The sequence below is a fragment of the Mycetocola reblochoni REB411 genome (assembly GCF_900163835.1).
GTDB lineage: Bacteria > Actinomycetota > Actinomycetes > Actinomycetales > Microbacteriaceae > Mycetocola_B > Mycetocola_B reblochoni.
Window position 1 is genome coordinate 1 of the sequence record NZ_FUKR01000007.1, and the last position, 24,758, is coordinate 24,758.

Here is a 24,758-nt window from a genome sequence, read left to right on the forward strand (position 1 = left end):
CGCCGCTCACCCGCGCCGCTCACCCGCGCCGCTCACCCGCGCCGCTCACCCGCGCGACTCAGCCGCGCGACTCACCCCGTGTGACTCAGCCGCGCGACTCACCCCGTGTGACTCACTCGTCCGGCTCGAAAATCTCCTCGATGCGGCGGTCGAACAGCCGGGCGATGCGGAACGCCAGCGGCAGCGAGGGGTCGTAGCGTCCCGTCTCCAGCGCGTTCACGGTCTGGCGGGACACGCCCAGGCGTTCGGCGAGCGCGCCCTGGGAGAGCGCGTGCTCCTGCCGGAGCTCCTTCAGCGCGTTCTTCATCGCAGGCGGATCGCCACGGTCGCGGCCAGCCAGGCGAGCATGCCGCCCGCGTACAGCCACCAGCCCAGGCCGGGGATGCTCAGCCCGGCGATGTCGAGGAACCCGGCGAGGACGGCGAGCAGCATGGTGACGACGAAGCCCACCGCGAGGCCCTTGAGCGCCTGCACGAACTCGAACTCGTCGGAGCCGAGGACGAAGCGGATGAGGATGACCGCGAGCCAGGCGATGGGGAGGACCGGCAGGACGGCCCAGGCGAAGCGGGACGGGTCCTCACCGTCGAGGCCGCCCCACACGACGGAGGCGATCACCGCGACGATGTAGGCGGCCATCGCGACGGAGAACTGGGCGGCGAAGCGGCGCGTCCTGCGCCTCTCGCTCGGACCGGCGGAGCGGGTGTCACTGTCGTTTGTCATGTGTAAAGAATGCTTGACACTCCGTCGGGTTGTCAAGGAAACATGACACATCGGTGTGCCGGGCGACGGGCCGCCGCGCGGAGGCGTCGTCCCCGGCGTCGGCCCGGCGCTCCGGCCTCAGTCTCCGGTGAGGCGGCCGATGAGCTCGCGGTACCGCTCCGCCGTGCGCTCCACGATCGCCGCGGGCAGCACGGGGGGCTCGCCCGTCCCGTCCCAGTGGGCCGACACCCAGTCGCGCACGATCTGCTTGTCGAAGCTGGCCATGCGCGCGGCCGATGTCGCCCCGTCCCTGTGCGCGGCGGCATCCCAGTACCGGGAGGAGTCGCTCGTCAGGACCTCGTCGCCGAGCGTGACCTCCCCCGTCGACCCGTGCCGGCCGAACTCGAACTTCGTGTCCGCGATGAGCAGCCCCCTCCCCTCGGCGATGGCGGCCGCGGCCGTGTAGATCCCCAGCGAGAGGCCCCGCAGAGCCTCGGCGTCCTCCGCCCCGACGAGCTCGACCATGCGATCGAAGTCGATGTTCTCGTCGTGCTGGCCGAGCGGTGCCTTGGAGGCGGGGGTGAAGATCGGCTCGGGAAGCCGGTCGCCGTTGGACAGCCCCGCGGGGAGGGCGACGCCGCACACCGTTCCGGTCTCCACATACTCGGCCCACCCCGAACCGGTCAGGTAGCCGCGCACGACGCACTCGATGGGGAACATCTCCAGCCGCGTCACGCGCATCGCCCTCGAGGCGACCGCCTCGGGCAGGCCCGCACCGGGGTCGGCGCCGTCGAGCAGGTGGTTGGGGACGTCGAGCCGGGTGAACCACCAGCGGCTGAGCCCGGTCAGCAGCGCGCCCTTGCCGGGGATGCCGGGCTCGAGCGCGTGGTCGAAGGCGCTGACGCGGTCGCTGGCGACGACGAGGACCTCGTCGGAGCGTTCGGGGTCGTCGCTGCGATAGAGGTCGCGGACCTTGCCCGAGTACTCGTGCGTCCAGCCGGGGATGTCGGTGGCAGTGCTCACCCGTCCATTATCGGGCATGTGGCGACCGCGTGGCGTCCGAGCCGTCGTGCCAGGGCTGTCGCGCGCGGATGTCGGAGGTGCGTGGAACAATGATCCAGCCGCGACTGCTCGCGGTCAGGGACCCGCGACGCCTCCAGGCCCCATCGTTTCCGTGAAAGGCACCGTGAGTACCTCCACCATCAAGCCATGGCCCGCGCTCTGGTCGCTCGTCATCGGCTTCTTCATGATCCTCATCGACACCACGATCGTCTCGGTCGCCAACCCCGCGATCATGCGGGGCCTCGACGCCGGCGTCGACCGCGTGCTCTGGGTGACGAGCGCCTACCTGCTCGCCTACGCGGTGCCGCTGCTGGTCACCGGGCGCCTCGGCGACCGGTTCGGGCCCAAGCGCGTGTACCTCATCGGCCTGGTCGTGTTCACCGTGGCCTCGGCGCTGTGCGGCTTCTCCGGAAGCATCGAGATGCTCATCGTCGCCCGCGTCCTCCAGGGGCTCGGTGCCTCGCTGATGACGCCGCAGACGATGGCCGTCATCACCAGGACCTTCCCGCCGGACCGCCGCGGTGCGGCCATGGGGCTGTGGGGGGCGACGGCCGGCGTGGCGACCCTGGTCGGACCGCTGCTCGGCGGCGTGCTCGTCGACGCCTTCGGCTGGGAGTGGATCTTCTTCGTCAACGTCCCCGTCGGGATCATCGGCTTCGTCCTCGCCGCCCGCTTCGTGCCCACCCTGCAGATCCAGAGCCACAGCTTCGACATCCTCGGCGTCGTGCTGAGCGCGGTCGGGCTGTTCCTGATCGTGTTCGGCATCCAGGAGGGCGCGAGCTACGACTGGGGTGTCATCGTCGGGCCGATCAGCGTGTGGGGTCTCATCATCGCCGGGGTCGTCGTGCTCGTCGGCTTCGTCGCGTGGCAGGCGATCAACCCCAAGGAGCCGCTCGTCCCGCTCAGCCTGTTCCGCGACCGCAACTTCAGCGTCGCCAACCTCGGCATCACGACGATGGGCTTCGCTGTGACGAGCATGAGCCTGCCGCTGATCTTCTTCTACCAGCAGGTGCTCGGCATGAGCCCGACCCAGTCGGCGCTGATGACGATGCCGATGGCGCTGGCCTCCGGGGGGCTCGCACCGCTCGTCGGACGGCTGACCGACCGGATGAACCCGCGCACCTTCGCCGCGACGGGGCTGGCCCTGTTCGCCACCGCGATGGTGCTGTTCTGGGTGCTCATCCACCCGGGGCAGAACATCGTGCTCCTGCTGCTGCCCAGCCTGCTGCTCGGCATCGCCAACTCGTGCATCTGGGGCCCGCTGTCCCAGAGCGCAACCCGCAACCTGCCGCCGGCGCAGGCCGGTGCCGGCTCGGGGGTCTACAACACGACCAGGCAGTTCGGCGCGGTGCTCGGCTCCGCCTCGATCGCGGCGCTCATGCAGTCCCGCATCACGGCGGAGCTGCCCGCGGGGGCGGGGGCGAGCGGTGCGGCGACGGAGCTGAGCGGTCAGGTGCTGCCCGCGTTCCTGCACGACGGCTTCGCCGCGGCGATGGGCCAGTCGATGCTGCTGCCGGGTGCGGTCGCGCTGCTCGGTGCGATCGTGGTCTCGTTCATGGAGCGCCCCACGCCGGTTGCCCGGCCGGCCGCGGCATCGACGCCGGCCGAGTAGCGTCCGCGGGGTCGCCAGGGTCGCTACCGGGGTCACCGGGGCCGCCGGGATCGCTCGGTCGCGGAGTCGCCCGGCCGCGCGGAGTCGCCCGGCCGCGCGGGGTCGCCCGGCCGCGCGGGGTCGCCCGGCCGCGCGGGGTCGCTCGGCCTAGCGGCCGCCGGCGACGCGGGCCGCGATGTCGGTGCGGTACTGCCCGCCCTCCAGCGTGATCGCGTCCAGCGCCTCGTAGGCGCGCGTCCGTGCAGCGGCGAAGTCATCGCCGACCGCCACCACGTTGAGCACCCGCCCGCCGGTGGCGATCAGCCTGGCGTCCTGCTCGGCCGTCGCCGCGTGGGCGAGGTGGACGCCCTCGACCGCCTCCGCGGCCGTCAACCCGAGCAGCTCCCTGCCGGTGACCGGCGCGTCAGGGTAGTTCTCGCTCGCCAGCACGACGGTCACCGCCGCCTGCTCGGAGAACACCGGCCGCGGCCTGCCGGCCAGTGCCCCCGTCGCGGCCGCGAAGAGCAGCTCGGACAGCGGCGTGACCAGACGCGGCAGGACGACCTGGGTCTCCGGGTCGCCGAAGCGGGCATTGAACTCGATCACCCTGATGCCGTTGTCCGCGTCGTGCTCGCGCGTGGAGGTGAGGATGAGGCCCGCGTAGAGCAGCCCGACGAAGGGCGTGCCCTCCGCGGCGAGCTGGGTGATCACCGGCTGGGCGATGGTCTCGACGACCTCGTCGACGAACGCGTCCTCGCTGCCGAAGCGGTCGGCCAGCCAGGGGAGGGGGGAGTAGGCGCCCATCCCCCCGGTGTTGGGGCCGGCGTCGCCGTCGAGCAGACGCTTGTAATCCTGCGCGGGGGAGAGCGGGGACACGGTGGTGCCGTCGCTGAGGAGGAACAGGGAGACCTCCTGGCCGTCCAAGAACTCCTCGACGAGAACCGCACCGTGGCCGAGCCAGTGCTCGGCGTGGTCGAGTGCCGCGCCCCTGTCCGCCGTCACGAGCACACCCTTGCCCGCCGCGAGCCCGTCCGCCTTGACGACGTAGGGGGCGCCGTACTCGTCGAGCGCGCTCCGGGCGTCGGCGAGGGTCTCCGCGCGGACGGCGCGACCGGTCGGAACAGCGGCGGCGTCCATGACGCGCTTGGCGAAGGTCTTGGAGCCCTCCAGCTCCGCGGCGGCCCTGTCCGGCCCGAACACGGCCACACCGGCGGCGCGCAGCGCGTCGGCGACACCGGCGACCAGCGGGGCCTCGGGGCCGATGACGACGAGGTCGAAGCCGTTCCCCGTCGCGTACTCGGTCACGAGGGCCGGGTCGCTGGCGTTGAGCGCGATGGTCTCGACGTCGCGGGCGATCCCGGCGTTCCCCGGGGCGGCGACGACGGTGTGACCGGCGTTCTCTGACACGAGGGCAAGGACGATGGCGTGCTCACGGGCGCCGGAGCCGAGGACGAGGATCTTCACGCCACTAGCCTAGAGGCATGGCTCGCGCGAAGATCCCCGACGACGACGGCCGTGCGGCGCTCGCCGCCGTGCGGGCGGGGGAGGGCGCCCGGCCGCAGCTGGCGACGGCCGTCCGCTACACCCTCCAGCGCCTCGCCGAGCAGGCGGAGGGCAACACCGTCGAGGTCCGTGTCCCGCCGTTCGGCGCCACCCAGTGCATCGCCGGTCCACGGCACACGCGCGGGACCCCGCCCAACGTGGTCGAGACGGACGCGGCGACCTGGCTCCAGCTCGTCGACGGCCGGTTGAGCTGGCGGCAGGCCGTGGCCGAGTCCCGGGTCTCCGCCTCGGGCCAGCGCGCCGACCTGGCCGCCGTCCTTCCGCTGGCCGGCCTCTGACCGACCGCAGCGGCGCGACCGGACGTCCCGCGTCGGCCGTGGCGGCCGGGCCGGCCGTCTCGTCGCGTCGACCGGCTCCGCTCGGAGCGTGGTCCGGCCCCGGGCGGCGATGGGGGACAATGGGGGCCATGAGCACTCCAGCCGAGCCCACCGGCGTCCACCGTGAGCAGGTCACCGTCCGTCGCGCTCCGCGACTGGTCAACTTCGGCCTGGTCGGAGTGATCCTCGGTATCGTCGCCGCCCTCGTGCTCACCTTCGCGTTCGAGCCGAACCAGGACTACACCCGGCTGCAGGTGTTCGGCTTCCTGCTGCTCATCTGCCTGACCGCGGGCATCGCGCTCATGATGGCCGTCGCCGTTCTGCTCGAGCGCCTGGTCGGCCGGCGGACGCTCACGGCGGTTGCGGATAGGATCGAGGTGAACGATGCCGCGCCGGCGAGCGCGCCCGAGGCGGGCGACGCAGACGACACGACCACGGCAGCCGATCCGACGCCCGAGGGGGAGCCGGCAGGCGACCGGGCCGCACGATCGCCGGGGGCGGCGGAACCCGACCGCTCCGTCGACAACTGAGGACCCTCCACGCATGAGTTCTTCGCCCAGTTCCTCCGCCAGCTACCGCGCCGCCGGCGTCGACACCGCCGCGGGGGACCGCGCCGTCGAGCTGATGAAGTCGGCCGTCTCAGCCACGCACGGCCCCGAGGTGGCCGGAGGGGTCGGCGGCTTCGCCGGACTGTTCGACGCCTCCGCGCTGCTCGGCTACCGTCGCCCGATGCTCGTCACCTCCACCGACGGCGTCGGGACGAAGGTGGCCATCGCGCAGGCCATCGACAAGCACGACACCATCGGCCAGGACCTGGTGGGCATGGTCGTCGACGACATCGTCGTGGTCGGAGCCCGGCCGCTGTTCATGACCGACTACATCGCCTGCGGCCGCGTCGTCCCGGAGCGCATCGCCGACATCGTCCGCGGCATCGCGCAGGCCTGCGCCGCGACCGGTACCGCCCTCGTGGGCGGGGAGACGGCCGAGCACCCCGGCCTGCTTGGCCCGGACGACTACGACGTCGCCGGGGCGGCGACCGGGGTGGTCGAGGCCGACCGCGTGCTCGGGGCCGAGCGGGTGCAGGACGGCGACGTCGTCCTCGCGCTGGCGTCGTCCGGGCTGCACTCGAACGGCTTCTCGCTGGTCAGGCACATCCTCGCCGAGCGCGGCATCGGCTTCACCGATCGCAGCGCTGAGCTCGGCGGCGTCGTCGGCGAGGTGCTGCTCGAGCCGACGAGGCTGTACACCCGCGAGCTCCTCGAACTGCTCGACGACGCGGAGCTCGGCGACGGGGTCCACGCGCTCAGCCACGTCACCGGCGGCGGCATCGCGGCGAACCTCGCCCGTGTCCTCCCCCGCGGCAGCCACGCCGAGGTCGACAGGGGCAGCTGGACGCCCCCGCAGGTGTTCCGCGCCCTCGCCGGGCTGAGCGGGGCGAGCCTGGAGTCGACCGAGGGCACCTGGAACCTCGGCATCGGCTTCGTCGCCGTCGTCGACGCGGCCCGCGCCGAGCAGATCGCCGGGTCGCTGACCGCGGCCGGTATCGACACGTGGCCCGTCGCGACCGTGAACACCGCGGCCGCCGACCTCGCCGGATTCGAGCAGGGCGCCAAGGGCGTCGACGGCGGCGCCGTGCGGCTCGTCGGCTCCTACCGCAGCTAACCTCCCACCCACCCATCGAACGGAGCCCGCGAAGCACATGTGCGGAATCGTCGGAATCGTCTCAACAGAGCCGGTCAATCAGCAGGTCTACGACTCGCTGCTGCTCCTGCAGCACCGCGGCCAGGACTCCACGGGCATCGCCACGGCAGATGGCAGTACCTTCCACATCTCGAAGGCGAAGGGGCAGGTGCGGGAGTCGTTCCGCACCCGCGACATGCGCACGCTGCTCGGCACGATGGGCCTCGGCCACGTCCGCTACGTGACCAGGGGCGACGCGGCCAACGAGCAGGAGGCGCAGCCGTTCTACGTGAACGCGCCCTACGGCATCATCCTCGTCCACAACGGCAACCTCACGAACACCCGCGAGCTCTCGGCCGCGCTGTTCAACATCGACCGCCGGCACGTCAACTCGACCAGCGACACCGAGATGCTGCTCAACGTGCTCGCCACCGAGCTGCAGGCCCAGATCCCCAGCCCCGAGCTCGACCCCGACCAGGTGTTCGCCGCCGTCTCGCAGGTGCACCGCCGGGTCGAGGGCTCCTACGCGGCCATCGCCATGATCGCCGGTCACGGCCTGCTCGCCTTCCGTGACCCCTTCGGCATCCGGCCGCTCATCCTCGGCCGCCGCACGGCGGACACCGGCAAGGACGAGTGGATCGTCGCCTCCGAGTCGCTCGTGCTCGAGGCCGGCGGCTACGAGGTCGTCCGCGACGTCGCCCCGGGCGAGGCCGTCTTCATCACGATGGGGGGCGAGCTGTTCTCCCGTCAGTGCGCCGTCGACCCGCGCCTGGTGCCGTGCTCCTTCGAGTACGTCTACCTGGCCAGGCCGGACTCGATCATGAACGGCATCTCCGTCTACGAGGCGCGGCTGCGGCTCGGCAACCGGCTGGCCGACACCGTGGCGCGGCACACGCCGCTCGGCGACATCGACGTGGTGATGCCGATCCCCGACTCCTCGCGTCCGGCGGCGATGCAGGTCGCCCAGAAGCTCGGCATCGAGTACCGCGAGGGCTTCTACAAGAACCGATACGTCGGCCGCACCTTCATCATGCCGGGGCAGGCGGAGCGCAAGAAGAGCGTCAGGCAGAAGCTCAACGCGATGTCGAGCGAGTTCCGCGGCAAGAACATCCTCATTGTCGACGACTCGATCGTGCGCGGCACCACCTCGAAGCAGATCGTCGAGATGGCGCGCGCCGCGGGGGCGAACAAGGTGACCTTCTCGTCGGCCGCGCCGCCGGTCCGCTACCCGCACGTCTACGGCATCAACATGCCGAGCCGGTCGGAGCTGATCGCCTCCGGCCGCAAGATCCCCGAGATCGGCAGGGAGCTCGGCGCGGACCACATGATCTACCAGGAGGTCGCCGACATGAAGGACGCCATCATCGAGGGCTCCTCCGTGACCGAGCTGGAGATGAGCTGCTTCACCGGCGAGTACGTGACCGGCACGGTGACGCCGGAGTACCTCGAGTGGGTAGAGCGTACTCAGCTGTCCTGACCGCGGTGCGGGCGTGCGGTGGTCACGCCCGCCGCACGACAACGAGTCAGGCGGCCGGACCCCTCGGGGCGGCCGCCTGACTCGTCAGCGCCGGTGTGTCGCGCGGTGCTCCGCGCTATCCGCGCGAGCCCTGCTCGGTTCCGGTGTCGTCGCCGGCGTACTCCGCCCATTTGGCGAGTTCGTCGTCGAGGTGCTCGTCGTGCGACGAACCCGCGAGCTCGCGCTCGAGAGCGTCGTAGTTGACGTCTGGACTGTAGGCCTTGAGCTCACGAGCGATCTTCGTGTGCTTCGCCTTCTGACGGCCGCGCCCCATGCGAGACCCCCTTACGATTCGGTGGCTGTACGAGCTGGACCTGACCGGCGTCTCGGTCAGGGCTGATCATAAAAGACTTGGGCAGTTTAGCAGACGGTCGCCCCGCCATCGCCGTGTCGCGCGTGCCCGACCGCGCGGTGTGCGACGGATGCGGATGGGGGCATCTAGCCTGGTCTCGAGGGGTCGAGGAGGCCGCATGGGAACACGGACGATCGCCATCGACGCGGCCACGGTCATGGCCGGGGGCATGGCCGGAACGCTGCTGCGCGAGGCCGTCGTGCTCGGCCTGCCCCGCTGGGAGGGGATCGGCCTGCCGCTGCTCGTGGTGAATGTGCTCGGCTCCGCCTGCCTCGGTCTGGTCGTGTCCGCGCTGCCCGCCGCGTGGCGACGGACGCGTCTGCTGCTGGGCACCGGGCTGATCGGCGGCTTCACCAGTTATAGCGCGTTCGCGCTCGACCTCGGCCATCTGCTGGCCGAGGGCCGCTGGCCGGCCATGATCGGCTACGCCGCGGTGAGCGTCCTCGGCGGGCTCGCCGCCGCGGCTGCCGGGATCGCGCTCGGCGCCCGGCCGAGCCGGGGCGACGGGGGCGCAGGCGACGGCCGACCGGCAGCAGGCTCAGACGGGGACCGCTCGTGACCCCGCTGCTCGCGCTCGTCATCGGGCTCGGCGGAGGGCTCGGCGCGGTCGCCCGGTGGGCGCTCGACCGGGCGATGGCGACGCTCGGCGGGTCCTTCCCCCTCGGCATCCTCGTCGTCAACCTCAGCGGCTCGCTGCTGATCGGTGTGCTGGACGGGGCGGCCCTCGCCGTGGGGGCGGCCGCCGACGCCGGCTGGGTGCTCGCGCTCGGAGGGGGAGTGATCGGCGGCTACACGACGTTCAGCACGGCCATGGTCGACACGGTCAGGCTCCTCGGGGAGCGTCGGGGCGGGGCGGCCCTGCTCAACGCGGCGGGAACGGTGGTCGGTGCCGTGCTTGCGGTGCTGCTCGGCGTCGTCGTCGGAGCGGCGATCGCGGGCTGAGCGGCGCCGTCCGGGTCAGGGTTCACGCATCGCCGTGTGCGAGAATCGTGCGCGGATGCCGCGAGTGGCGACGTCTCCCACAGCAAAGACCTCCGAAGGAGACGCGTGTTCAAGCTCGCCGTCCTCAGCATGAAGAACAGGGCGCTGATCGCCCTCGTCACCATCGTCGCCGCGGTGTTCGGCGGGCTCGCGATCACCGGTCTCAAGCAGGAGCTCATCCCGAGCGTCACCATCCCCCAGCTCGCGGTGATCAGCTCCTACCCCGGCGCGAGCCCCGACATCGTCAACGATGAGGTCTCCACGCCGATCGAGACCGCCGTGCAGGGCATCAGCGGGCTGTCCTCGACCAGCGCGACCTCGAGCAGCGGCCAGAGCGTGGTCAGCATCGGCTTCGACTACGGCACCGAGCTCACCTTCGCCGAACAGAAGGTCACCCAGGCGATCAACCGGATCTCCTCGACCCTGCCCGAGGACGTCGACCCGCAGGTGATCAGCGGGTCCCTCGACGACCTGCCGGTGATCCAGCTGGCCGTCTCCGGCGGGGACCAGGACCGCAACGCGCAGACGATCACCGACTCCGTCATCCCCGGCATCGAGGACCTCGACGGCGTCCGCGAGGCCTCCCTCAGCGGTGAGCGCGGCCAGCGCGTGACGATCACGCCGGACGAGGACGCGCTCGCGGAGCGCGGGCTCAGCGACGCCGACATCCGCACGGCGCTCGACAGCAACGGCACGCTCATCCCCGCGGGGGAGATCACCGAGGACGGCAAGACGCTCACCGTTCAGGCCGGGAGCCAGCTGGGTTCCGTCGACGACATCTCCGCGCTCCCGGTGCTCCCGTCCGCGGGACAGTCGGCCGCGTCCTCCGCTGCGGGGGCCGATGGCGCGACGTCCGAGGGCGCGACCGGGGCCGTGGACGGCGTGACCGACGGTGCCGTCCCCGGTGCGGCGGAGCAGCCGGCGGCCGAGCCGGAGGCCCCGGCGACGATCGGCGACGTGGCGGACGTCACGCGCGGGGACAACCCCGTCACGAGCATCTCCCGCGTCAACGGCGAACCGGCGCTGAGCATCGCCATCACCAAGCTGCCCGACGCGAACACGGTCGACGTCTCGACCGCCGTCAGCGGGCTCCTCGACGAGATCAGGACCACGCTCGGCGACGACAGCACCGTGTCGGTGGTCTTCGACCAGGCGCCCTACATCCAGCAGTCCATCGAGACGCTCGCGGTCGAGGGGCTGCTCGGGCTCGTCTTCGCCGTGCTCGTGATCCTCGTGTTCCTGCTCGACGTCAGGGCCACCATCGTCACGGCGATCTCCATCCCCACCTCGGTGCTGATCACGCTGATCGGGCTGCAGGCCGCCGACTACACGCTCAACATCCTCACCCTCGGCGCCCTGACGATCGCCATCGGACGCGTCGTCGACGACTCGATCGTCGTCATCGAGAACATCAAGGAGCACCTGGGCTCGCCCGACGCGGCCACGCCGCAGGGCCGTGCCCGCGCAGTCGTCCTCGGCGTACGCGAGGTGTCCGGCGCCATCACCGCCTCGACGATCACGACCGTGGCGGTGTTCCTGCCGCTCGCCTTCGTCGGCGACATGACCGGCGAGCTGTTCCGGCCGTTCGCCCTCACCGTGAGCATCGCGCTCCTGGCCTCGCTGCTGGTGTCGCTGACGATCGTCCCGGTGCTGGCCTACTGGTTCCTGCGCGCGAAGACGGACCGCGCGCCGCGACGGGCCGAGACGACGCGCGAGCACGCCGCGGGCAGGCCCGATCTGCTGCACCGGCTGTACCAGCCCGTCATCCACTGGACGCTGCGGCACTCGGCCGTGACCGTCCTCGCCGCCGTCGCGGTGCTCGTGGGCACGGTGATGCTCGCGCCGCTGATGAAGACCAACTTCCTCGGCGACTCCGGCCAGAACACCCTCACCGTCTCGCAGACCCTCGAGGAGGGCGCGAGCCTGGACGCCCAGGACGACGCCGTCTCGACGGTGGAGGACGCCCTCGCCGGCGTCGACGGGATCGAGACCGTCCAGGTGTCCTTCGGCAGCGGCGGCGGATCGTCGATGATGGCCGCCTTCGCCGGGGGAGGGGGCTCGGGCGCGATCAGCTACTCGATCACCACCGACGCGGACGCCGACCAGGTCGCCGTGCAGGACAGCGTGCGCAGCACCCTCGACGGGCTCGACGGCGTCGGCGACATCGAGATCAGCGCGGGAGACACCGGGGGCTTCGGCGGCAACGTGATCACGGTCGCGGTGACCGCCCCCACCGAGTCGACGCTGACGACGGCGACCGACGCGCTCGTCGACGCCTACGGCTCGGAGGACACCCTCGCCCAGGTCTCCAGCGACCTCAGCTCGACGCTGCCCTACGTCGCCGTGACCGTCGACAGGGAGGCCGCCGCCGAGGCCGGCTACAGCGAGGCGGCCCTCGGCGGGCTCGTCTCGCAGCGCATGCAGTCCAGCAGCGTCGGCACGGTCGACATCGACGAGGAACGGCTGAACGTCTACATCACCGGCGCCGACGTCCCGGCGACGCTCGATGAGATCGCCGACATCGAGGTCCCGACGGCGACGGGCACCGTTCCGCTCAGCGATCTGGCGACCGTCGAGGAGGCCACGGGCCCGGCGTCGATCAGCACGGAGAAGGGTGTGCGGACGGCGACGATCTCGATCACCCCCGCCGGCGACGACCTCACCTCGGCGACGGCGACCGTCACGCAGGTCCTCGACGACACCACGCTGCCGGACGGCGCGAGCGCGAGCGTCGGGGGCGTGTCCGCCGACCAGACCGAGGCCTTCGGCCAGCTGGGTCTCGCCCTGCTGGCGGCGATCCTCATCGTGTACGTCGTCATGGTCGCGGCGTTCCGCTCGCTGCTCCAGCCGCTCCTGCTGCTCGTGTCCGTGCCGTTCGCGGCGACCGGGGCGATCGTGCTGCAGGTGGTCACGGGTATCCCGCTCGGCATCGCCTCGCTCATCGGTGTGCTCATGCTCATCGGGATCGTGGTGACGAACGCCATCGTGCTGGTCGACCTGGTCAACCAGCACCGCCGCAAGGGCGAGGCCGTCGCCCAGGCCGTCGAGGCGGGGTCGCTGCGCCGCCTGCGGCCGATCCTCATGACGGCGCTCGCGACCATCTTCGCCCTCACGCCGATGGCGCTCGGCATCACCGGGCACGGCGGCTTCATCTCGCAGCCCCTGGCGATCGTGGTCATCGGCGGTCTCATCTCGTCGACCGTGCTCACGCTCGTGGTCCTGCCGACGCTGTACAACCTGGTCGAGGGCCCGCGCGAGCGCCGGGCCGCGGCCAGGGCGCAGAAGAAGGCGGCCAAGCGCGCGGACGCCGCCGGCGCGGCGCCCGCCCCCTCCGATGCGACGGCAGAGGCGGACGCGGGTCCCGAGGCCGGCGGCCGGGCCGAGGGCTAACCCGGCAGGCGTCGAGCCGACGGGCGCGGATGGGGCACGACGGTCGAGGCCCCATCCGCGTTCGCGTCTGAACGAGCCACCTCCCCGGCGGAAACCGGGGAGGTGGCTCGTGGCGTCGTGCGCGCCCGCACACCCCGGACCCGGTCGCGTTCTCCGCCGAGTGTTCCGGCTGGTTACGAAAGATCGCGTCGCTGAGGGACGTTGATCGTCACGCACCCACAGCGGCCTGAATCTCGTCCCTAAGCTCACGGACAACCCCCACGAGAGACAGCTCGTGCGGAACGAACACGGACGACGAGGGCGCCTCGTCGACCGTGCACCCGTGCGCACGGACCCGTGCACTCGGGGCCCTTTCGACGACACCCGCCCCCGCTTCAGGGACCTGCACAGAGGAAGCCACGATGTCTGATTTGCCCACATCTATCGAGAACGGAAAGCCGGTCAGGAAGAAGTGGCCGTGGTTCGTCGGCGGCGGCGTGCTCGCCGTCGCAGTGGCCGCGGCAGCGATCGTCGTGCCCACGCTCAGCGGCGACGGGGCACCCGCCGCCGAGGGCGGCGACGACGGCACTCCGGTCGCCGGGGGCACGCTCGAGTTCGCCCTCATCGACTATCAGCGCAGTCCCGACCCGCACTGGGGCACCAACTACGCCGAGTCGATCGTCGCGGACAACATCACCGACAAGCTGACCTGGCAGGACCCCGACACGGGGGAGATCACCCCGTGGCTGGCGACGTCGTGGGACGTCAACGACGAGCTGACCGAGTACACCTTCCACCTGCGCGACGACGTGACCTTCTCGGACGGCAGCCCGTTCAACGCGGAGGCGGTGAAGGCCAACTTTGACCAGTACGTCCACGGCGACGAGGCGCTCGGGATCAACCCCAACGGCGCCGTGCTGTTCCCCAACTACGAGGGGACGACGGTCGACGACGAGTACACCGCGACGGTGACGTTCTCCCAGCCCAGCGCCAGCTTCCTGCAGGCCTCCTCGTTCACCGCCAACGCCGGTCCGGGGTTCCTCTCCCTGGCGACGCTCGCGCTCAGCGCGGAGGAGCGCACCGACCCGACGGCGATCATCGGAACGGGACCGTTCGTCTACGAGGAGTGGACGGAGCAGGTGCGCACCGTCCTGGACAAGCGCGAGGGGTACGACTGGGCACCGCCCGCGCTCGAGCACGACGGCGAGGCGTACCTGGACAGGATCGTCTTCAACGTGATCCCCGAAGCAAGCGTGCGCACCGGCTCCCTGCAGTCCGGTGAGATCGATGCGACCCTCGACGTCGGAACGACCGACGAGGCGCCGCTGGAGGCCGCGGGGCTCACCGTGATCTCCCGCCAGGTGTCGGGGACGGCGATCTTCTTCAACTTCAACACCTCGCTCGCTCCGACGAACGACCTCGCCGTGCGGAAGGCGATCCAGCTCGGCTGGGACCGAGGGGCAGTCGAGAAGACGGTGCTCACGGACAACTACTCCGTCGCTGGCTCCATCCTGGCCGACACCGTGTCCGGCTATGCCGACTACAGCGACTCCGTGCTCCGTTACGATCCGGACGAGGCGGAGCGCCTGCTCGACGAGGCCGGCTGGACGCTCGGCTCGGACGGCATCAGGGAGAAGGACGGCGAGCGGCTGCAGGTGAAGCTGCTGGGAATCAGCAACCTCGTGGCCAACAAGCCGGCATACGAGTCCGTCCAACAGGACCTGGCCGCGATCGGGGTCGATCTGGAGCTCAACGTGCTCCCGCTGGCCGACTACGCGGCGGCCGTAGCGTCCGCCCCGACCGACTGGAACGTCGTCGCCGCCAACCGCTCGCGCAACGACCCCGCCGTGCTCAACCTGCAGTTCAGCCCGCTCATCGGGAACGGCTCGTACATCGCGGACGACTTCGAGGGCCGCGAGGACATCATCGAGCGCCTCGGCCGCCTGGAGCTCACCCTCGACCCGGAGGAGCGGGCCGGCTACGCGAAGGACGCGCAGGACCTGATCCTGGAGGACTACGCCCTGAGCAACCCCATCTACAACCCGTCCCAGGTGATCGCCCACCAGCCGTACGTGCACGGCATCATCTTCGACGCCCAGGCCCGCAACCACTTCGTCGACACCTGGAAGAGCGCCCAGTGACCGCCGCGCACCGGAGCGGGGTCGTGCAATGAGCCGGCGGCGCGAGCTGCACCTCAACGTCAACATCCTCAACGCGGGCATCTTCGGCGGCTCCTGGCGGGTGCCGGAGAACGACCCACTGTCCGCCTACACCCTGGAGCACTACGTCGGCGTGGCGAAGACGGCCGAGAAGGCCCGCCTCGACGCCGTCTTCCTCGCCGACGGGCCCGGGCTGGAGGCCGAGATCGCCCACCGGCCAGGCAACAGCTTCGAGCCGAGCGTCCTCCTGGCCCGGATCGCGGCGGAGACGGAGCGGATCGGGCTGATCGGCACCTTCTCCTCCAGCTACAACGATGCCGACGAGCTGGCCACCCGGCTGGCCGCGGTCGACGCGGTCTCCGATGGGCGTCTCGGGTGGAACGTGGTCACCACGGCCGGTGCCGCGGCGGCAGCGAACTTCGGCAGGGACGCGGAGCCGGAGCACACTGCGCGGTACGAGCGCGCCAGCGAGGTGACCGCCCGTGTGATCGCCACCTGGGCCGGGCAGGAGGGGACGCCCCTCGTGCCCGCCTCGCCGCAGGGTCGTCCGGTGCTGGTGCAGGCCGGTGCCTCCGCAGACGGCACCACGCTTGCGGGCGAGCACGCCGAGGTGATCTTCACCGCGGCGCAGACCGTGGAGGAGGCGCACGCGTTCCGCCGCGCCGTCGACGAGCACGCGATCGCCTTCGGTCGCCGCCCCGAGCACGTCGCGATCCTGCCCGGCCTCTCGACGGTGGTCGGCAGCACCGAGGCTGAGGCCGCCGAGCGCCGCAGGCTGCTCGACGAACTGGTGCCCGAACCGTACGCGCTGCGCCGGCTCAGCGGGCAGCTCGGTTTCGACCTCAGCGAGGTCGAGCTGGACGCGCCTGTCCCGCTCGACACACTGCCGGCGCCCGAACGGGCGGCCGGATCGCAGACCTTCTACCGGATGGTGCTTGGCATCATCGAACGCGACCGCCCCAGCTACCGTCAGCTGCTGCGCACACTCGGCGGCGGGGCCGGGCACCGCATCGTCGTCGGCACGCCGGAGCAGATCGCCGACCACATCGAGTCCTGGTTCCGTTCCGGCGCGGCAGACGGCTTCAACGTCATGCCCGATGCCTTGCCGAGCGGTTTCGACCACTTTGCCGAGCAGGTCGTCCCCGAGCTGCAGCGCCGCGGCCTGTTCCGGACCGAGTACTCCGGCCGCACGCTGCGCGACCACCTCGGCCTCCCCCTCCAGCCGCCGTTGCGGGCCGTCGCCCCCGTGCTCACCCCCAGCTGGTGAAGAAAGGCCACACCATGACCGATCGTCTTCCCGTCATCGTCCGGCTGCCGGCCGCCGTGCCCGGCAGCGCCCCCGACACGGTCGCCGTTGCCCGCGAGGCGCTGGCGATCTCCGCGCGACACCGCGTCGAGGCGGTGCTGATCCCGCACGAGGAGCCGCCGGCCCTCGACCCGAGCGTGCTCGGCGGGCTGCTCAGCTCCGCCGGTCTCGACGTGCCCGTGATCATCGAGGCGCACACCGGCAGGCACGCCCCGTTCAACCTGGCCCGCAGGGTGCAGACGCTGGCACGGATCACCGCAGGGCGCGCCGCGGTGTACCTGCGCGACAGCGGCGTTGACCCGGTCACCGCGGCAGGCCGTCCCGCGGCCGCCGCGGACGCCGAGGGCCTGATCGACGAGTACGCCCTGTTGCTGCGGCGGCTGTGGAACAGCTTCCCGGAGTCCGCGCTGCTCGGCGACCGCGAGGCGGCACGCTTCGTCGACGTCGCGCAGCTCGCCCCTGCCCAGCACGAGGGGCGGCGCTACGGCGTCGCCGGGGCGCTGAACGTCCCCATCGCGCCCGCGCAGCGTCCGGTTCTGCTGGCCGACGCCGGCTCGCTTGGCGAGGTCGGTGCCGTCGACGCGGTCGTCAGCGCCGCCCACGCCGTCCTCGGACCGCCCGCGTACCGGCCGATCACCTGGGCCGCCGACGCCGATGCGGAGTCCACGCGGCGCTCGCTCGCCGACGCCCTCGCCCAGCACGCCGGAGTGCTGCTGCGCATCGACGCGCCCGCGAGCGCCGCCGCCCGGCATCTCGAGGCCGCACTGAGCGCCATCACCGCGCTGGCCTCGGCCGAGTCCGAACCGCTCCGCCCCTCGCCGTGGCAGCGCCGCAGCCCCGGCCCGTCCGCCGCGTGAGCCTCACCACTGCATCGCACAGGAAGCACCGTCACGAATGAACCAGACCCCCGACGCGCCCCACGAACACCACTTCGGCTTTAGCACCGAGCAGGTCCATGCCGGGTACCTCGGCGAGGCCGGCCACGGCGCACGGATCACGCCGATCTACCTCAGCGCCGGCTTCGTCTTCGACGACTTCGAGCAGGCCAGGGCCCGCTTCGCCGGCACCGATCTCGGCTACGTCTACTCCCGCATCAACAACCCGAGCAACGCGGCCGTCGAGAAGGCACTGGCCGAGCTCGAGCACGGCGTCGGCGCCACCCTGACCGGCAGCGGCCAGGCCGCCGCGACCGTCGCACTGCTCAGCGTGCTGAAGGCGGGAGACCACATGCTCAGCGCCCCCAGCATCTATGAGGGCACCCGGGCGCTGTTCCGCGGCAACTTCGCCCGTTTCGGCATCGAGGTGGAGTTCGTCGAGCACCCCAACGACCCCGATGACTGGCACCGCCGGGTCCGCGAGAACACGCGGCTGTTCTTCGGCGAGGCGATCCCGAACCCCAAGAACGACCTCATCGACGTCGAGGCGATCGCCACCGCCGCGCACGAACACGGTCTGCCTTTCGCCATTGACGCGACCGTGGCCACGCCGTACCTGCTGCGGCCCATCGACTACGGCGCGGACATCGTCTTCCACTCCACGAGCAAGTTCCTGGCCGGGCACGGCAGTTCCATCGGCGGCGTCGTCATCGACGCGGGCCGCTTCGACTGGGCCGCCCACCCGGACAAGTTCCCTCACCTGCACCAGCCGATCGTCGACGACGCAGACGGCGACGGGGCCACCTGGATCGACAAGTTCGGCGCGAAAGCGAACTTCGCCTTCGCCCGCGCCGCCATCGCCGGCCGCTTCGGCACCAGCCTGTCGCCGTTCAATGCCTTCCTGCTGCAGCAGGGCATCGAGACGCTCTCGCTCCGCCTCGACCGGCACACCCGCAACGCCCTGGCGGTGGCGAGCTGGCTGGAGCAGCAGCCGGAGGTGTCGAACGTCGACTACGCCGGGTTGCCCTCGAATCCGTACCACGCCCTCGCGCAGAAGTACTACCCGACGGGCGCCGGATCCGTGTTCGCCTTCACCCTGAGCGGAGGCCAGGACGCAGCGAGAGTGTTCTACGACAGCGTCGAGGTCTTCACCCGGATGACCCACATCGGCGACGTGCGCTCGCTGATCCTGCACCCGCCGACGACCACGCACTCCAAGCTCTCCGCCGCCGAGCGCGACAGGGCCGGCATCCACCCCGGCCTGCTCCGGCTCTCCGTTGGCATCGAGGACGTCGACGACCTCATCGCCGACCTCGATCGCGCATTCCGCGTGCTCAGGGGCGAGAACCCGCCGCCGCTGCGCAGCACGGGCCCGGGCGGCGGCTTCACCCCGGCGGAGGGCCTGTGAGCGCGCCCGCGCCCGTCACGACGGGGGAGATCCGGGCCGCCGTCACGCCGATCCTTGACCGGCTCCGCCAGGAATCGGCCCGCAGGGATGCCGAGCGTGTGCACCCCTACGCGGAGATCCGTGCGCTCGCCGACGCCGGCATTCTGCGCTACCGGGTCCCCGCCGCCGACGGCGGTGCCGGGGCGAGCGTGCGCCAGCTGGCCGAGCTGATCGCCGACATCGCCGCCGCCGACTCCAACGTGGCCCAGGCGCTGCGGCCGGGCTTCCTCGTCGCCGAGTCGCTGGTCACCGGGACGGTCGCCGGTGTCGCACGGCAGCAGCTGCTCGACCGGGTGCTGCGCGGCGAGCTGTTCTCCGGCACCGCCAACGAGAACAGCGGTGCGGCCGGATCGGTGCGCACCACCCTGAGCCGCGATGCGGACGGGCTGCGCATCGACGGTGCGAAGTACTACAGCACCGGAGGGCTGCACGCCGATTGGTTCTCCGGGACCGCGCGCGACGAGCAGGGCCGGATCGTCGGCTTCACCGTCCCGACGGATCGCGACGGCGTGGAACGGCTCGACGACTTCGACGCGATCGGTCAGCGGCTCACCGCGAGCGGCAGCACCCTGCTGCATGGCGTCCGCGTGGAGCCCGCGGAGCTCAGCGAGCCCGACGCGCCCAAACAGCACCCGCACGTGGCCCTGGCGCACCTCATTCTGGCCGCCACCCTCAGCGGGATCGCCGCGGCGGCCAGAGACGACGCCGTGCGCGTCGTGCGCGAGGTCGCCAGGCCGATCAAGCACTCGACGGCGGTGCGCGCCGCGGACGACCCCTACGTGCGGCAGGTGGTCGGTCGGATCGGCACCGCGGCGTTCACCGCCAGGGCCCAGCTGATCGCCGCCGCCGAGGCGCTCGACCGCCACTGGGTCTCCGGGGACGAGCACAGCGCCGTCGAGGCCGTCGTCGCCGTCGCCGAAGCCTACATCGGCGCGGGGGAGCAGGCGCTGCGTGCCGCCGAGCTGCTGTTCGACGTGGGCGGCGGCACCCTGACCGGCCGGGACCTCGGGCTGGACCGGCACTGGCGCAACGCCCGCACCGTCGCCAATCACAACCCGCGCGGCTGGAAGGCCGCCGCGATCGGCGCCTGGCTGGTCAGCGGCGAGGCCCCGCCGGCGAACGGACTGTTCTGAGCATGACCCGCACGGTAAGGAGACACCCAGCAGTGAGCGACGAAACGACCACGATCCCGCATGACCGGCTTGGCCGCAGCGGTGTGCCGGTGAGCCGGCTCACCCTCGGCGCCATGAACGTCGGCGGGCCCACCAGCCGCGAGGACTCGATCGAGATCATCCACGCCGCCCTCGACGCGGGGATCACCGTGATCGATACCGCCGACGTGTACAACCAGGGCGCCAGCGAGGAGATCGTCGGGGAGGCGATCGTCGGCCGTCGTGACGAACTGATCCTCGCCACCAAGTTCCACGGCCAGATCGGGGACAACCCGCTGCACGGCGGCAACTCCCGGCGCTGGATCCAGCGCGCCGTCGAGGACAGCCTGCGTCGGCTCGGCACAGACCGCATCGACCTGTACCAGGCGCACCGCCCCGACCCGCACACCCCGCTGCTGGAGACCATCGAGGCGCTGAACGACCTGATCCACCAGGGCAAGATCCTCTACTACGGCACGAGTGTCTTCGGTGTGGACGAGGTTGTCGAGGCGCAGCTGGTGGCCAGGCAACACGGGCTCATCCCCCCGTTGACCGAGCAGGTGCCGTATTCGGCGCTCATCCGCCTGGCGGAGCGGACCATCCTCCCCGTGGCGCGACGCTACGGCCTGGGCGTGCTGACCTTCGGGCCGCTCGCCGCAGGCTGGCTCAACGGCTCGTACCGTGAGGGCGCCGCGCAGCCCGAGTCGGCGCGCGCGGCCCGCGTCTGGGCCGGACGCTTCGACGTGAACGACCCGAGCAACGCGGCCAAGCTGGCCGCCGCCGAGCGCATCGCGCGGCTGGCGGAGCAGCAGGGCCTGAGCGTGCCCGCCCTGGCCCTCGGCTTCGCGCTGAGCCACCCGGCCGTGTCATCGGTGATCATCGGCCCGCGCACCCGCGAGCACCTGGACTCCTACCTCGCGGCCGCGGCGACCGTGCTCGACGACACCGTGCTGGACGAGCTGGACCGGATCGTTCCGCCCGGCACCACCTTCCTCGAGCGCGACAACGGGCGCATCCCCGTGGAGCTGACCCCCGCCGGCCTGCGCCGTCCGCGCCCCATCGGCCGATAGCCGGCAGCAGACCCCCCACCCTCATCACGAAAGGCTTCACATGAACTACCTTCCCTCCGCCGACCGCTACGAGAAGCTGAACTGGCGCCGGGCCGGGACGACCGGCCTGGTCCTGCCCGAATTCGCCTTCGGGCTGTGGCAGAAGTTCGGCGACCGCACGCCGTACCAGACGCAGCGCGACATCGTCCTGGCCGCCGTCGACGCCGGGATCGTGCACTTCGACAACGCCAACCGGTACGGTCCTCCCCACCGTTCCGCGGAAAAGAACTTCGGCCGCATCCTGCGCGAAGACCTCGGGGCCTGGCGCGAGGAGCTCGTGCTGACCACCAAGGCGGGCAACCCGATCGGACCGAGCCCGTACCACCGCGGCGGCTCGCGCAAGAACCTGCTGCAGAGCCTCGACCACAGCCTGCGCGACCTGGGTACCGACTACGTCGACGTGTTCTACTTCCACCGCCCCGACCCGACCGTTCCGCTGGAGGAGACCGTCGGCGCCCTGGCCACCGCCGTGCAGTCGGGCAAGGCGCTCTACGTCGGCATCTCCAACTTCTACGATCGGGCCGAGGCACACCGCGCCGCCGTGCTGCTGAGGGAGACAGGGGTGCCGCTGGCGGTGCACCAGTCCCGCTACTCGATCTTTGACCGCCGGCTGGAGACCGACGAGCTGCTGGAGCAGTCCGCTGAGGACGGCGTCGGCCTGGTCACCTACTCACCGCTGGCACAGGGGTTGCTCACCGACAAGTACCTCGACGGTGTCCCCGACGGCGCCCGCGCACTCGACAGCGACTTCCTGTCGAGCGACGACATCACCGAGCAGTACCGGCAGCGCGCCCGCGCCCTCAACGAGCTCGCGGCGCAGCGCGGCCAGTCCCTGGCCCAGCTGGCGCTGCAGTGGGTGCTGCGCCGCCCCGAGGTCACCAGCGCGCTCATCGGGGCGAGCTCGGTCGAGCAGCTGCGGCACAACCTGCGGGCGCCCGGCTTCGCGCCGCTGACCGAGGAGGAGCTCGCGATCATCGACAGGCACGGCGTGCACGGCACGGGGCTGCGGAACGCATGACCTCCCCCGCCAGCGCCCCGACCCCCGCGCCCCGGCCCGAGCGTGCCGGCGCGCTGCTGGAGGGCAAACGCCTCGGCTTCCTGCTGCACCTGGACGCCGAGCAGGACCCGGCCAGCGCCTACGCCCACGCCGTCGAGCTGTTCCAGTACGCGGAGGCGCTCGGCTACGACTCCGGCTGGGTGATCCAACGGCACTTCCGTCAGGGCAACGAGCATGTCTCCGCCCCGCTGGTGCTGCTGGCGGCGATCGCGCAGCACACCAGCCGGATCCGGCTCGGCACCGGGGTTCTGGTGCTGCCGCTGGAGGACCCGCTGCGCGTCGCCGAGGACGCGGCGACGCTCGACCTGCTCTCCGGCGGCCGCCTGGAGCTCGGCCTCGGCTCCGGCCCCTTCCCCGGGGCGTGGGAGGCGTTCGGGCGCAGCGTGGACGACCGCGCGCGGTTGTGGGAGAGCAGTCTGTCGCGGCTGCACCGGCTGCACCGGGTGCTCGAGGGCGAGCCGCTGAACAGCCTCGGCGAGACGCTGCATCCCTCCGGGGCCGGCGTGCGGCGTCGGCTCTGGCAGGCGACGTCGAGCGCGCCCGCGGTTGCCGAGGCGCAGGCCCGTGCCGCCGGCGCCGCCGGGGACGGCCTCCAGCTGTCGCGCGCCACCGACTGGAACCGGCATCAGAGCCCCGAGGCGCAGGCCGCCCTCGTGCGTGCCTACCGTTCGGCACTGCCGTCAGGGGTGGAGTCGCGGGTGCTCGTCTCGCGCGCCGTGTACCCGGACGCGAGCAGGGAACAGGCGCTGGCCAAGCTCGTCGACGGCGCGGCCAGGTGGCAGAGCTGGTTCGGTGCGCTCGGCCGCAGCGAGGCCGCCGGCGTCAGCCCGGAGGAGTACCTCATCCGCGACCATTCCCGATTCGGCGTGGTGGAGGACATCGCGGCCGGGCTCGCCGCCGACGCCGGGGTGGCGGAGGCGAGTGAGCTGCTCCTGAGCTTCCCGCCGGCGTCCCCCTCGCTCACGGAGCACAAGCGGCTGCTCAGCGCGAGCGCCGAGCAGCTCGCCCCGCTGCTCGGCTGGATCCCCGGCGGGCAGCATGCGGGGGCGGACTCGTGAGCGCCTCGGCCGCTGGACGCTACCACCTCAACCTCTCGCTCATGCAGCCCGGACACTTCCGCACGGCATGGCGGCTTCCCGACCACGACCCGCGGGCGGTGCTGGACATCGGCCACGTCGCTCGGCTCAGCGAGCACGCCGAGCGCGCGAAGATCCACGCGGTCTTCCTCGGGGACGGGCCGGGTTCCACCGCCGCGATTGCCCGCGGCCCGGAGTCGGGTATCGACCCGACCATCCTGTTCGCCCACCTGTTCGCCCGGACCAGCCGGATCGGCGCGATCGCCACGAGCAGCACCACCTACAACGAGCCGTACAATCTGGCCAGGCGCTACTCCGCCCTCGACCACGTCTCCGGGGGGCGCGCCGCTCTCAACGCCGTGACCACGCTCAACCCGGCCGCGGCGGCGGCGTTCGGCTACGAGCAGGAGCTGCCCAAGGCCGAACGCTACGAGCGCGCCGAGGAGTTCCTCGAGGTCGTCACCGGGCTCTGGGGCGCCTGGCAGCCGGACGCCCTCGTGGCGGACCGGGAGTCGGGGCTCTACGCCGACCCCGATCGCATCCACCCCATCGATTACCGCGGCGCGCACTTCCGGGTGCGCGGCAGCCTCTCGCTCCCTGAGTCCGCGCAGGGCAGGCCGCTCATCGTGCAGGCGGGGGGCTCGGCCGGCGGCGTCCGGCTGGGGGCTCGCTTCGCCGACCTCGTGTTCACTGTGGCGCAGACGCAGGATCGGGCCAGGCGGTTCCGGCAGGAGCTGGCGGCGGCGGCGCTCGCGGTCGGGCGTCCGACACCGCCGCAGACATCGCTCGGTGTCGTCCTGCTCATCGGCTCGACGGAGGAGGAAGCCAGGCGTCGCGGCGAGGCACTGCTCGACTCCCTCGGCGAGGAGGCGGGCGAGCAGCTGCTGGCGCAGCTCGGCATCCCGGCCGGATCGATCGGCCCCGAGCAGCTGATCACCCGCGAGCTGATCGCTCCGGGCGTCGCGGGCAGGGGCTCCGACGGGTTCCAGGCCAGCACCCTGGCCCTGCTGGAGGAGCGCTCGTTCACCACCCGCGAGCTACTGCTGCGCTCGGCCGCGGGCAACGGGCACCGGCTCGTCCTCGGGACGCCGGAGCAGATCGCCGACGACCTCGACGCCTGGTTCGACGCCGGTACCGCCGACGGCTTCACCATCATGTCTGCCGACAATGCGGTGGACGCGCCCGCCTTCCTCGACGAGGTCGTGCCGATCCTGCAGGGGCGCGGCTCCTTCCGCACCGAGTACCGCGGGGCGACTCTGCGCGAGAACTACGGGATCCCCTTCCCTGAGCCCGCAGGGGTGGGCGCCACCGTTCCGGACAGGCCGGCCGCGTCAGCGGGATGAGTCGTCGCCGCCCCCGCACCCGCCGTGTCGTCATCATGTTTCGTCCCGCGGCGGCGGATGACCGCGGGCGGGACAGGCCATCCCCGCGGCCGTTATCGTCACACA

22 protein-coding genes are annotated in these 24,758 nt (G+C 71.8%); 17 read left to right on the forward strand and 5 right to left on the reverse strand.

Annotation, left to right across the window (positions count from 1 at the left end; all coding sequences use genetic code 11):
* Window positions 1–112 precede the first annotated feature (112 nt).
* From FM119_RS01430 to FM119_RS01440, 3 genes are all read right to left on the reverse strand, one after another.
* A complete protein-coding gene (locus FM119_RS01430; RefSeq protein ID WP_087135916.1) occupies window positions 113–307 on the reverse strand; it encodes a helix-turn-helix transcriptional regulator in 195 nt (64 codons plus the stop codon).
* Window positions 304–720: a hypothetical protein gene (locus tag FM119_RS01435; protein ID WP_087135917.1), complete on the reverse strand. Its 417-nt coding sequence runs from the start codon at window positions 718–720 to the stop codon at window positions 304–306. Before FM119_RS01435 ends, FM119_RS01430 begins: the two co-directional genes overlap by 4 nt.
* Before the next feature lie 117 nt (window positions 721–837).
* Window positions 838–1,740: a phosphoribosylaminoimidazolesuccinocarboxamide synthase gene (locus FM119_RS01440; RefSeq protein WP_087135918.1), complete on the reverse strand. Its 903-nt coding sequence runs from the start codon at window positions 1,738–1,740 to the stop codon at window positions 838–840.
* A 205-nt stretch (window positions 1,741–1,945) separates the two neighbouring features.
* Here FM119_RS01440 and FM119_RS01445 point away from each other — a divergent pair, with 205 nt between their 5' ends.
* Window positions 1,946–3,373 (forward strand): DHA2 family efflux MFS transporter permease subunit, encoded by a 1,428-nt coding sequence (locus FM119_RS01445; RefSeq protein ID WP_245827179.1) that lies wholly within the window; start codon window positions 1,946–1,948, stop codon window positions 3,371–3,373.
* A 147-nt stretch (window positions 3,374–3,520) separates the two neighbouring features.
* Here FM119_RS01445 and purD read toward each other — a convergent pair whose 3' ends face one another.
* Window positions 3,521–4,816 carry a phosphoribosylamine--glycine ligase gene (purD, locus tag FM119_RS01455; protein WP_087135920.1) on the reverse strand — a complete coding sequence of 432 codons (1,296 nt, stop codon included), beginning with the start codon at window positions 4,814–4,816 and terminating at the stop codon, window positions 3,521–3,523.
* A gap of 17 nt (window positions 4,817–4,833) precedes the next feature.
* On the opposite strand from purD, the gene FM119_RS01460 reads away from it, so the two are divergent.
* The 4 genes from FM119_RS01460 to purF all read left to right on the forward strand — a co-directional run bounded on the left by FM119_RS01460 (window position 4,834) and on the right by purF (window position 8,389).
* Complete coding sequence (locus FM119_RS01460; protein WP_087135921.1) at window positions 4,834–5,193, forward strand: sterol carrier family protein; 360 nt, start codon at window positions 4,834–4,836, stop codon at window positions 5,191–5,193.
* 128 nt (window positions 5,194–5,321) lie between these two features.
* Window positions 5,322–5,762, forward strand: coding sequence for a hypothetical protein (locus tag FM119_RS01465; RefSeq protein ID WP_087135922.1), 441 nt, complete (start codon window positions 5,322–5,324; stop codon window positions 5,760–5,762).
* Window positions 5,763–5,775: 13 nt separating this feature from the next.
* Window positions 5,776–6,894: a phosphoribosylformylglycinamidine cyclo-ligase gene (gene purM / locus FM119_RS01470; protein WP_087135923.1), complete on the forward strand. Its 1,119-nt coding sequence runs from the start codon at window positions 5,776–5,778 to the stop codon at window positions 6,892–6,894.
* Window positions 6,895–6,931: 37 nt separating this feature from the next.
* The gene (gene purF / locus FM119_RS01475; protein WP_087135924.1) at window positions 6,932–8,389 is read left to right on the forward strand and encodes an amidophosphoribosyltransferase; all 1,458 of its coding nucleotides are present in this window, start codon (window positions 6,932–6,934) and stop codon (window positions 8,387–8,389) included.
* A 115-nt stretch (window positions 8,390–8,504) separates the two neighbouring features.
* Here purF and FM119_RS01480 read toward each other — a convergent pair whose 3' ends face one another.
* A complete protein-coding gene (locus FM119_RS01480) occupies window positions 8,505–8,702 on the reverse strand; it encodes a DUF3073 domain-containing protein (RefSeq protein WP_087135925.1) in 198 nt (65 codons plus the stop codon).
* Between the two features lie 196 nt (window positions 8,703–8,898).
* Between FM119_RS01480 and FM119_RS01485 the strand changes: the two genes are divergently transcribed.
* From FM119_RS01485 to FM119_RS01540, 12 genes are all read left to right on the forward strand, one after another.
* A complete protein-coding gene (locus tag FM119_RS01485; RefSeq protein ID WP_087135926.1) occupies window positions 8,899–9,339 on the forward strand; it encodes a fluoride efflux transporter FluC in 441 nt (146 codons plus the stop codon).
* Window positions 9,336–9,722: a fluoride efflux transporter CrcB gene (gene crcB / locus FM119_RS01490; protein WP_087135927.1), complete on the forward strand. Its 387-nt coding sequence runs from the start codon at window positions 9,336–9,338 to the stop codon at window positions 9,720–9,722. The genes FM119_RS01485 and crcB overlap by 4 nt, the downstream gene beginning before the upstream one ends.
* A gap of 105 nt (window positions 9,723–9,827) precedes the next feature.
* The gene (locus FM119_RS01495) at window positions 9,828–13,151 is read left to right on the forward strand and encodes an efflux RND transporter permease subunit (protein ID WP_087135928.1); all 3,324 of its coding nucleotides are present in this window, start codon (window positions 9,828–9,830) and stop codon (window positions 13,149–13,151) included.
* Window positions 13,152–13,552: 401 nt separating this feature from the next.
* Window positions 13,553–15,271: an ABC transporter substrate-binding protein gene (locus FM119_RS01500; protein ID WP_087135929.1), complete on the forward strand. Its 1,719-nt coding sequence runs from the start codon at window positions 13,553–13,555 to the stop codon at window positions 15,269–15,271.
* A 28-nt stretch (window positions 15,272–15,299) separates the two neighbouring features.
* A complete protein-coding gene (locus FM119_RS01505; RefSeq protein WP_087135930.1) occupies window positions 15,300–16,556 on the forward strand; it encodes an LLM class flavin-dependent oxidoreductase in 1,257 nt (418 codons plus the stop codon).
* A gap of 14 nt (window positions 16,557–16,570) precedes the next feature.
* A complete protein-coding gene (locus FM119_RS01510) occupies window positions 16,571–17,452 on the forward strand; it encodes an LLM class oxidoreductase (RefSeq protein ID WP_087135931.1) in 882 nt (293 codons plus the stop codon).
* A 37-nt stretch (window positions 17,453–17,489) separates the two neighbouring features.
* Entirely contained in the window at window positions 17,490–18,878 is a 1,389-nt protein-coding gene (locus FM119_RS01515; protein ID WP_087135932.1) for an O-acetylhomoserine aminocarboxypropyltransferase/cysteine synthase family protein, read from the forward strand.
* The gene (locus tag FM119_RS01520; RefSeq protein ID WP_087135933.1) at window positions 18,875–20,050 is read left to right on the forward strand and encodes an acyl-CoA dehydrogenase family protein; all 1,176 of its coding nucleotides are present in this window, start codon (window positions 18,875–18,877) and stop codon (window positions 20,048–20,050) included. The genes FM119_RS01515 and FM119_RS01520 overlap by 4 nt, the downstream gene beginning before the upstream one ends.
* A gap of 32 nt (window positions 20,051–20,082) precedes the next feature.
* Window positions 20,083–21,138 carry an aldo/keto reductase gene (locus tag FM119_RS01525; RefSeq protein ID WP_245827175.1) on the forward strand — a complete coding sequence of 352 codons (1,056 nt, stop codon included), beginning with the start codon at window positions 20,083–20,085 and terminating at the stop codon, window positions 21,136–21,138.
* Window positions 21,139–21,178: 40 nt separating this feature from the next.
* Window positions 21,179–22,195, forward strand: a complete 1,017-nt coding sequence (locus FM119_RS01530; RefSeq protein ID WP_087135935.1) for an aldo/keto reductase — start codon at window positions 21,179–21,181, stop codon at window positions 22,193–22,195.
* Window positions 22,192–23,292, forward strand: coding sequence for an LLM class flavin-dependent oxidoreductase (locus FM119_RS01535; protein WP_087135936.1), 1,101 nt, complete (start codon window positions 22,192–22,194; stop codon window positions 23,290–23,292). Before FM119_RS01530 ends, FM119_RS01535 begins: the two co-directional genes overlap by 4 nt.
* Window positions 23,289–24,653, forward strand: a complete 1,365-nt coding sequence (locus FM119_RS01540; RefSeq protein WP_218778705.1) for an NtaA/DmoA family FMN-dependent monooxygenase — start codon at window positions 23,289–23,291, stop codon at window positions 24,651–24,653. The genes FM119_RS01535 and FM119_RS01540 overlap by 4 nt, the downstream gene beginning before the upstream one ends.
* The last annotated feature ends 105 nt before the right edge of the window (window positions 24,654–24,758 follow it).